General features: G+C 70.5%; 9 protein-coding genes. 7 read left to right on the top strand and 2 right to left on the bottom strand.

The window, feature by feature from the left end:
* Positions 1 to 451: 451 nt before the first annotated feature.
* The 4 genes from AB0J39_RS08190 to AB0J39_RS08205 all read left to right on the top strand — a co-directional run bounded on the left by AB0J39_RS08190 (position 452) and on the right by AB0J39_RS08205 (position 4,446).
* The gene (locus tag AB0J39_RS08190) at positions 452 to 679 is read left to right on the top strand and encodes a hypothetical protein (RefSeq protein WP_363462716.1); all 228 of its coding nucleotides are present in this window, start codon (positions 452 to 454) and stop codon (positions 677 to 679) included.
* Positions 680 to 856: 177 nt separating this feature from the next.
* Positions 857 to 2,662: an MDR family MFS transporter gene (locus AB0J39_RS08195; protein ID WP_363462717.1), complete on the top strand. Its 1,806-nt coding sequence runs from the start codon at positions 857 to 859 to the stop codon at positions 2,660 to 2,662.
* Between the two features lie 113 nt (positions 2,663 to 2,775).
* Positions 2,776 to 3,444, top strand: coding sequence for a HEAT repeat domain-containing protein (locus AB0J39_RS08200; protein ID WP_363462718.1), 669 nt, complete (start codon positions 2,776 to 2,778; stop codon positions 3,442 to 3,444).
* Positions 3,445 to 3,450: 6 nt separating this feature from the next.
* Entirely contained in the window at positions 3,451 to 4,446 is a 996-nt protein-coding gene (locus AB0J39_RS08205; RefSeq protein ID WP_363462719.1) for a HEAT repeat domain-containing protein, read from the top strand.
* Between the two features lie 174 nt (positions 4,447 to 4,620).
* Here the strand turns inward: AB0J39_RS08205 and AB0J39_RS08210 are convergent, their stop codons facing one another.
* Together AB0J39_RS08210 and AB0J39_RS08215 are read right to left on the bottom strand one after the other, a co-directional pair.
* Entirely contained in the window at positions 4,621 to 5,790 is a 1,170-nt protein-coding gene (locus tag AB0J39_RS08210) for an endo-1,4-beta-xylanase (protein WP_363462720.1), read from the bottom strand.
* Positions 5,791 to 5,839: 49 nt separating this feature from the next.
* On the bottom strand, positions 5,840 to 6,547 hold the full coding sequence (locus tag AB0J39_RS08215) for a polysaccharide deacetylase family protein (protein ID WP_363462721.1): 708 nt from the start codon (positions 6,545 to 6,547) through the stop codon (positions 5,840 to 5,842).
* A 354-nt stretch (positions 6,548 to 6,901) separates the two neighbouring features.
* On the opposite strand from AB0J39_RS08215, the gene AB0J39_RS08220 reads away from it, so the two are divergent.
* The 3 genes from AB0J39_RS08220 to AB0J39_RS08230 form a co-directional block, all read left to right on the top strand.
* A complete protein-coding gene (locus AB0J39_RS08220; protein ID WP_363462722.1) occupies positions 6,902 to 7,519 on the top strand; it encodes a DedA family protein in 618 nt (205 codons plus the stop codon).
* On the top strand, positions 7,503 to 8,588 hold the full coding sequence (locus tag AB0J39_RS08225; protein ID WP_363462723.1) for a histidine kinase: 1,086 nt from the start codon (positions 7,503 to 7,505) through the stop codon (positions 8,586 to 8,588). Before AB0J39_RS08220 ends, AB0J39_RS08225 begins: the two co-directional genes overlap by 17 nt.
* Positions 8,579 to 8,672 (top strand): response regulator (locus AB0J39_RS08230; protein WP_363462726.1); only part of this gene is annotated, 94 nt, incomplete at its 3' end. The genes AB0J39_RS08225 and AB0J39_RS08230, both read left to right, overlap by 10 nt.

The following is an 8,672-nucleotide window of genomic DNA, read 5'->3' on the forward strand; positions in this document are numbered from 1 at the left end:
CCTCCGGCAACGCGCCGCCCGGCCCGAGCGTCGTCGACGGGCCGTCAGCGGCGAGCCGACCCCGAGCAGTGGACCGAGCAGTGGACAACCATTGTTCTTCGCGGTGCGTGAGCCGAGGGTCGAGCCGGCCGTCGTAGCGGGCCTCGCCGTGCAATGGCCAGTTCACCGGCGGGGACGGCGTGGCGCGTGATCGAGGAGGGTCTCGGCGGCCGGGCGGGCATGGCGGCCGTAGTCGGGGTCGTTCAGCACCATCGCGCCGAACGCCCTCCGGCACCTCCTTGTGATCCGTCACAGCGGTTCGCCGATCTGCCCTTATCCGTCGGGCGGTGGCCAGAATGAACTGACTCCCCACCTCAGGCGCCATGGCGTCCACGTGAACTTCGGTCGCCCCGCCCGGCGCCGGACGTGGGGACCTTCGACGGCTGATCGTCGCCCCGGACACGGTGGCGTGGTGGTGCTGTTGCAGGTGCCAGGCGACCGTGTCCGGCCCGGCGTTCAGGGCCCGGCCGGACAGCTTCTTGCGGAAGCGGACGATCAGCTCGACGACCTCGGCGTCGATCCGAGGCCGGATGCGATTCCCGGCGAGATCGAGGCCCGTCAGCTGGCGCCGGCGTCCTTCGCCTCCTTAACCACAGCGTGCGACGCATCCGAAACGCCTGCAGATCCTCGTCGGGGATGACCATGGCGCGACTCGGGAACGAGATCAGGCACTCCGTCATCGCGTCGGCTCCGTCTTCGCGCTTCACGGAACGCACCTATCCCTCGCCGACGCCGCTCGGCGGCGCGCTACGTACGAGCCTGACCGCTTTTCGGACACCTGGGTCGAAGCGGTGATCGTTGCGGAAGGAGCCCTGAGATGCCCGTCGCCGCCCGCGTGGTACGCGTGAAGGTCGTGGCCGCATTGCCGCAGGTAGTGCGTGTATGGCGGGAGCGGCGCACCAGCGCGCCACAGCCTGTGGAGAAGGCACGGACACGCAGGAGATGGGAAGGCCGGGACCTCCGTGGGTACAGCCGGAGCTCGTCGTCCGGCGCCGGTGAAAACCGGATGACACCACGCGTCGCTTGCCGGAATCCTTGGGGGCGGGCGATGAGTTTTGTCGGTGGCGGCTGTCAGGCTTGCCATGACCACGAACTCCTGTGGGGCCCGGGCTGGAACACCAGCCAAGACCAGGCCATTCCCCCTGACAACTCTGATCGAGGTGCCGTGTCCATCGCACAGCTTGATTCGCCTGCCGATTCCGCGGCCCCCGTTTCGGGCCGCACCCCGCCCGTGATCCGGTTGCTGGTGCTCGCCACGTTCGTGGTCATCCTCAACGAGACGATCATGATCAATGCGATCCCGCGGCTGATGGACGCGCTGCACATCACCGAGCAGACCGCCCAGTGGCTCTCGACCGCCTTCATGCTGACCATGGCCGCTGTCATCCCGATCACCGGATGGTTCCTGCAGCGGGTGTCCACCCGCAGCGCGTACGCCACCGCGATGGGGTTGTTCCTGTTCGGCACGGCGTTGGCCGCCGTCGCGCCGTCGTTCGAGGTGCTGCTGGGCGCACGCGTCATCCAGGCGTCCGGGACGGCCGTGATGATGCCCCTGCTGATGACGACCTTGATGCAGGTGGTGCCGGAGTCGGAGCGTGGCCGCGTGATGGGCAACGTCTCCCTGGCCATCTCGGTCGCGCCCGCGATGGGCCCGACGGTCTCGGGTGTGATCCTCCAGTTCGGGTCCTGGCGGCTGCTGTTCGCCGTGGTGCTGCCCATCGCCGCGTTGATCACATGGGGCGGGTTGAAGCAGCTCAAGAACGTCGGAGAGACCCAGGCCGGTGCGATCGACTGGCTGAGCGTGGTGACCGCCGCCGCCGGCTTCGGCGGCCTGGTCTACGGGCTCAGCCGATTCGAGGGTGGTGACGTCCGCGTGGCCGTCGCGATCGTGGGTGCGGGCCTGGTCGCCATCGCCGTCTTCGTCGTCCGCCAGCTGGCGCTGCAGAAGCGCGGCGCGCCGCTGATGGACCTGCGCACCCTGCGCAACCGCACCTACACGATCGCGCTGGTCCTCATGTCGGTGGCCTTCATGGCGATGCTCGGTTCGATGATCCTGCTGCCGCTGTACCTGCAGAACATCCGCGAGCTCAGCCCCCTGGAGACCGGCCTCCTCGTGATGCCGGGCGGCCTCGCGATGGGGCTGCTCGGGCCGACCGTCGGCCGCCTGTTCGACCGGTTCGGCGGCCGGGTTCTGGTCGTTCCCGGCGCGATCGGAATCGCGCTCGCGCTCGCCGGCCTCACGCAGGTCACCATGACCATGCCGTACTGGCAGCTCCTGGGGCTGCACGCACTGTTGATGATCGGCCTGGCGGCGACCTTCACCCCGGTGTTCACCCTCGGGCTCGGCGCGGTGCCCCCGAAGCTCTACTCCCACGGCAGCTCGATCTTGAGCACCCTGCAGCAGGTCGCCGCGGCCTTCGGCACCGCGCTCGTGATCACCGTGATGAGCGCGCGAGCCGACGCCCTGAAAGCCGCGGGAGCCTCAGAGGTGCTGGCCAACCTCGACGGCATGCGGCTGGCCTTCGTCATCGGCGCGGTGCTGTCTGTGGCCGTGGTCGTCAGCGCCTTGCTCCTGCCGGCGCGAGCGAACGGCGTCGTCGAGCCGGGGCCGTCCGGCCATTGAAACGGGCGTCACGGCAGCACGCTGTGATTTCAGTCGGCGCCGCCTCACAGTGTGGTTCCGCTTGACCTTGACACAGTGACAAGGTCTTCACTGTGGCCAAGGAGGTGGTCCCGATGGCCATGCCGAAAGAGGACACGAACACGACGCGGGCGCTCCAGGGACTGGAGAGCGGCAGCGCCTCGGTGCGGTTGCAGGCGGTTCTGGCGGTCGGGACGGCCCCGGACCCGCTGTTCGTCGACAAGCTCGTCGAACGGTGCGCGGTGGAGCCCGATTTCTACGTGCGCGACATGCTCACCTGGGCGCTCACCCGCCACCCGTCGTCGCTGACGCTTCCCAAGCTCGTCGACGAACTCCGTTCGGAGCGTGCGCAGGCACGGAGCCAGGCGTTGCACACGCTGTCCAAGATCGGGGATCGGCGGGCGTGGCCGGCGATCACGCGGGCGCTGCTGACCGACGCCGACGACGAGGTGGCGCGGGCCGCCTGGCGGGCGGCGGTCGTGCTCGTGCCCGAGGGTGAGGAGCCCGGGCTGGCCGCGGTGCTGGCGACGCAGCTCGGACGCGGCGAGCGTGAGACGCAGTTGAGCCTCAGCCGGGCGCTGATCGCGCTCGGCGCGGTGATCACGCCGATCCTGCGCGAGGCGATGGCGGATCCCGACCCTCGCGTACGTCAGCACGCGATCGCCACGGAACGGCTGTCGCGCAACCCGGATGCCGGGTTCGAGTTCGCGATCGAGGAGGCGAAGCGCATCGTGGCCCTCGGTACGACCGGCCAGGAGGGGTGACAGGCGGTGTTGATCGGGGATGTGGCACGACGGTCCGGGGTCAGCGCCCGCATGCTCAGGCATTACGAATCGCTCGGTTTGGTGCGGCCGACGGGTCGTAGCGGGGCCGGCTACCGGGAGTACTCCAGCGAGGACATCCGGCGGATCTTCCACATCGAGATCCTGCGGTCGTTGGGGTTGTCGCTGCGTGAGGTCGGGCGCGCGCTCGACGATCCCGGCTTCACGCCCGCGAAGCTCGTCGAGGACCTCATCCGCGAGACGCGAGAACGCATCGCGCGTGAGACGGAGCTGCTCACGCGGCTGCGCCGGATCGGTGCCGCCGAACCCGCCGACTGGGAGGACGTCCTCCGGATCGTCGCGCTCCTTCAGGCCCTGGGGTCGGAGAACGCGGGGAAGCGCCAGCGCGCGGCCCTGTCCCCGGCCGCGGAGGTGCCGGTGGACGCTCTGGTCGAGGCGGCGCTGAGCGAGACGGACCCGAACGTCGCCGGAGCCCTTCGATGGGCTCTGGCACGATCGGGCGACGACGCGTTGGCACTGCTGGCGGAGGGCCTCGGCTCACCGGTGGCCAAGGTGCGCGAGCGCGCCGTCCAGTCCATCGCCGAGATTCCGGACGACGCGGCGACCGCACTGCTGCGGGAGGCCCTCACGAACTCCGACCTCGCGGTCCGCAGGCGTGCGGCTCTGGCGCTCGGGGCGCGAGGAGTGGCCGACGCGGTCCCGACGCTCATCGACATGGTCGTCGAGGGGGCGAACGACACCGACGCGGCCGACGCGCTGAGCGTGCTGGCGAGGGCCGAGGCGTCGGCGGATCGGATCGCTACGCGGCTCGTCGACCGCCTCACCCATGGCGCCGTGGGATCGTCCGCGCGGTTACGGCTGACGCAGGCGCTGGCGGACATCCCGGGGCCCACGGCATCGCGCGCGCTCGCCGAGTTGGCACAGGACGACGACCGTGCCGTCGCGCTCACCGCGACGTACATCCTCAAGCTCCGCGACGGTTGACGGAAGACGACGGGCGTTGGCGGAAGACGGCGCGCGACGACGGAAACGCATGCGCGGTGACGGAGCCTTCTCATACGGCGGCAGAGCATGGCGCACGGGGCCGCCCTGCGGCGTGCGGCCCCGTGCGTGTCACGTACGGGGCCGGCCTGCGACCCCGTGCCAGTCGGGTAAGGGTCAGTGACGGCCCGGGCCCCCGTCGGCACGACGCGGAGCGCCCGCGGCGAGGGCGAGGTCCTGCTGGATCACGTAGTACTGCGACTTGGGCTTCAGGTCCGCGTCATACAGCAGGGCGGCACCCTCCTGCGGGTCGTCGAACCAGCCGGGGATCCAGGAGTAGGTGTCGCCGAAGCCCCACGGGGTGAACGAGATGCACTCGCGGATCGCCAGGCAGGCCTTCAGCGCGCGGGACCAGTAGCTCTCCTGGGCGTACACGGCCAGCGGGTTGGTCGGGGTGTTCACGTTCGGCGCGGCCTCGGTGAACGTGCGGACGTCCACCTCGGTCTCGGCCACCTTCAGTCCGAGGTCCGCGAAGCGCTGCAGGTTGGCCTGCAGGTCCGGGAAGCCGTACTGCGTGTCCAGGTGGCCCTGGAAGCCGACGCCGTCGATGGGCACACGCTGAGCCTTGAGGGTCTTGACGAAGTCGTACACCGCGTTGCTCTTCGGCCCGGTGAACTCGAGGTTGTAGTCGTTGTAGAAGAGCAGGGCCTTGGGGTCGGCCTGGCGCGCCCAGCGGAAGGCGTCGGCGATGTAGCCCAGGCCGCCCCACGCCTTGTACCAGATGGTCTCGCGGGGCGTCCCGTCGTCGTTGAAGGCTTCGTTGACGACGTCCCACTGCCAGATGTCGCCCTTGAAGTGCTTCGCCTGGTCCTGGACGTGCTTCTTGAGCAGGGCCTTCAGCTCGTCGTTGGACAGCGTGGTGGTGTAGCCGTCGGAGGAGAGCCAGGTGGGCAGCTGGCTGTGCCACACCAGCGTGTGGCCGCGGACCAGCTGCTTGTTCTTCTTCGCGAAGTCGACCAGCCGGTCGGCCGCCGCCCAGTCGTACGTGCCGCGGTTGGGCTCGACGAGCTGCCACTTCATCACGTTCTCGGCGGTGACGCTGGAGAACTGCTCGGCCGTGATCCGGGTGTACTCGGCGTTGCTGCCGAGTTCGTCCATGTTCACGGCGGTGCCGATGCGCAGGCCGACGCGGTCTCCGAGGGCGCGCAGCGAGTCCGCCGGATAACGGGTGTGCTGGGACTGGGCAGGGGCGGCGCCGGGTTCGGCCGAGGCCGATCCGGTGAGAGCCGCCCCGCCGAGCAGGACCGTGGCGCTCACGAGGCCGATGGACAGTGCGGAACGAAGCACACGAACTCCTCGGGGTGGAAATGGGGGGTTGATGGGTACTGAGGTCAGGTCAGCCCCGCCGGGCGGGCAGCGACAGATGCCATCCCTCCGACCGGAGCGCGGGGATGACGGCGGCGACCGCCTCGACGGTCTGACTCCGGTCCCCGCCGCCGTCGTGCATGAGGACCACCGCGCCCGGCGTGATGCCCTCGCGCAGGCGGCGGATCAGTTCTGTGGTGCCCGGCGGATCCCAGTCCCCGATGGCGAGCCGCCAGCCCAGCGCCTGCATGCCGAGATCGGCCGCGACGGTCGGCGTCTGCCCCCAACTGCCGTACGGGGCCCGGAAGTACGGGATGTGCGCTCCCGGCACCGCCGCGCGGATGGCGGCGCTCGTCTCCAGCAGGTCGGCGCGGATCTTCGTCGCCGGCCAGGACGCCATGTCGTCGTGGTGCATGCCGTGGTTGCAGAGCGTGTGCCCGTCGGCGACGATCCGCCGGACGACCTCCGGGTGCTGCCGCACGTGTTCACCCCAGAGACAGAAGACCGCCTTCACGTGGTGCTCGCGCAGCACGCCGAGCAGGCGCAGCGTGTCGGGAGGGTTCGGACCGTCGTCGAAGGTGAGGCCGACCGACATCCCGCCGCTGCGGGTGGAGTCGACGACCGTGGGAGTCGGGTTGTCCGCCAGGGCCGGATGCGTCATGCCGAGCACCAGACCTATCGCGGCCAGCGGGATCGCGAGAAGACGTGCCCGGCGTGGGCGCCGGCTCCGGTTGACCACGGTGACTCCATCTTCGAACGACGGGGACGCCCGAAAGTTTCGGTGGTGTTACGAAAGTAATGCAGACCATAGGAAGATGCTCGATGTACGTCAAGAGCCACAACCACCAGTCCATTCACAGGAGCCATGGCCTACAAGGCGTGTCGCGGGAGCGTCAAGCCCTCTCCTGCCTCGACGTACCCGGCAGATCTGCCGAAAAGTTTTCGGTTCCCGGGGTCCGGGCTGCGATGAACGTTTCGTACGGCTGGAGCCCTCGCCACCCCACACGGGAACCCGGCACTGTGGTTTTCCGCACCCGTGAACGGCCACGCCCCTCATGGTGATCGTGGGCTGGCCGTTTCTAGGCTTCCGGGCATGACGGAATGGCTGATCGACCTCATGGAGACCCTGGGCGCGCCGGGCGCCGCGATCGCGATCGCGCTGGAGAACCTCTTCCCGCCCCTCCCCAGCGAGGTGATCCTGCCGCTGGCCGGTTTCACCGCCTCGCGGGGAGAGATGAACCTGTTCGCCGTCCTGCTGTGGACCACGGCCGGGTCGGTGGCCGGGGCGCTGGCGCTGTACTGGGTGGGCGCGCTGCTCGGCCGCGAGCGCACGCTGGCGCTGGCCGCGCGGATCCCGCTGCTCAGAGTCTCCGACGTCACCAAGACCGAGGCCTGGTTTCTCCGGCACGGGCGCAAGACGGTGTTCTTCGGCCGGATGATCCCGATCTTCCGCAGCCTGATCTCCATGCCCGCCGGGGTGGAGCGCATGCCGCTGGGCGTCTTCACGCTCCTGACCACGGCCGGCAGCCTGCTCTGGAACACGGTCTTCGTGCTGGCCGGCTGGACACTGGGAGAGAACTGGTCGCTGGTGGAGGCCTACGTCGGCGTGGGCACCAACATGGTCGTCGCCATGGTGGCGCTCGCCGTGCTGGTCTTCGTGGGCGTACGGCTGAGCGAGCGGCGCAAGGGGCGGCATGCGCTGGACGCTTAGGGGGCTCCGGCTCGTCGGGGCGGTGGCCGCCGGTGCGGTCACCGCCCTGCTGGGGTTGGTCTTCGTCCTGGTGGCGGCCCCGTTCGCCGACCGGCCCGCCGTACGCGCCGCGGCCGCACGGCTGACCGGACTGGAACTGCGGCGGCTGCGCCTTGACCTGCCGGGCCGCGACGCCGACGGCGAGCTCCGCTATCTGGCCGCGCGGGCGCCCGTCGGCCTCCTGGGCGGCCTGGTGGTGCTGCTGCTGGTGATCGGCGCCGTTGTCGCGGTCAGGCTGAGCTGGTCGTGGAGCCGGGGGGAGGCGCTGGACGGCATGCTGCCCACTCCGCCGCTGCTGGCCTACGCCTTCCTCTCCGGCGTCGTCCTGCTCTTCCTGGACCTGTCCGGCCTGGTGGGGGTGGACGTGCTGGAGCGGCGGCTGGCCGTACGGCTGCTCGCTCCCGACCCGGCCGAGGCGCTCCGGCGGCGGATCACCGAACTGACCGAGAGCCGCGCCGGGGTCGTCGCGGCGGTGGACGCCGAACGGCGGCGCATCGAGCGTGACCTCCACGACGGGGTGCAGCAGCGGCTGGTGGCGCTGTCCATGCTCGCGGGACGCGCCCGCCGGGGCCGCCCCGAGCTGCTGGAACAGCTCCACGAGCAGGCCCGGCAGGCGCTGGTGGAGCTGCGTGAGGTGGCCTGGCGGGTCTACCCGTCGGGACTCGACGCGCACGGGCTGGCGGAGGCGCTGGCCGGGGTGGCCGAGCGGGCCGCGGTCACGGTCACGGTGACCTGCGAGCTGCCGGAGCGGCCACCGGCGCCGGTGGAGACGGCCGCCTACTTCGTGGCCAGCGAGGCCGTGACGAACGCCGCCAGGCACTCCCGGGCCACCCTGGTCGCCATCGAGGTACGCCAGGAGGGCACCATGGTCGTCGTGCGAGTGCGGGACGACGGGGTCGGCGGAGCCGACGCCACCGGCGGCGGGCTGACGGGGCTGGCCCGGCGGGTGGCGGCGCTGGACGGCCGGTTCACCGTGACCAGCCCGCCGGGCGGGCCGACCGTGGTCGAAGCGGAGCTGCCGTGCGCGTGATGCTGGCCGAGGACTCCGCCCTGCTGCGCGAGGGCCTGGTGCGGCTGCTGCAGGAGGAAGGCCACGACGTCCTGGCCGCGGTGG

The organism is Microbispora sp. NPDC049633, from assembly GCF_040675265.1.
GTDB classification, from domain to species: Bacteria; Actinomycetota; Actinomycetes; order Streptosporangiales; family Streptosporangiaceae; genus Microbispora; species Microbispora maris.

Bases quoted from the DNA above. Each gene is read 5' to 3' on its own strand.
- AB0J39_RS08195 (WP_363462717.1), top strand. From the start codon at position 857: ATGCCCGTCGCCGCCCGCGTGGTACGCGTGAAGGTCGTGGCCGCATTG.
- AB0J39_RS08225 (WP_363462723.1), top strand. From the start codon at position 7,503: ATGCGCTGGACGCTTAGGGGGCTCCGGCTCGTCGGGGCGGTGGCCGCC.
- AB0J39_RS08220 (WP_363462722.1), top strand. From the start codon at position 6,902: ATGACGGAATGGCTGATCGACCTCATGGAGACCCTGGGCGCGCCGGGC.
- AB0J39_RS08200 (WP_363462718.1), top strand. From the start codon at position 2,776: ATGGCCATGCCGAAAGAGGACACGAACACGACGCGGGCGCTCCAGGGA.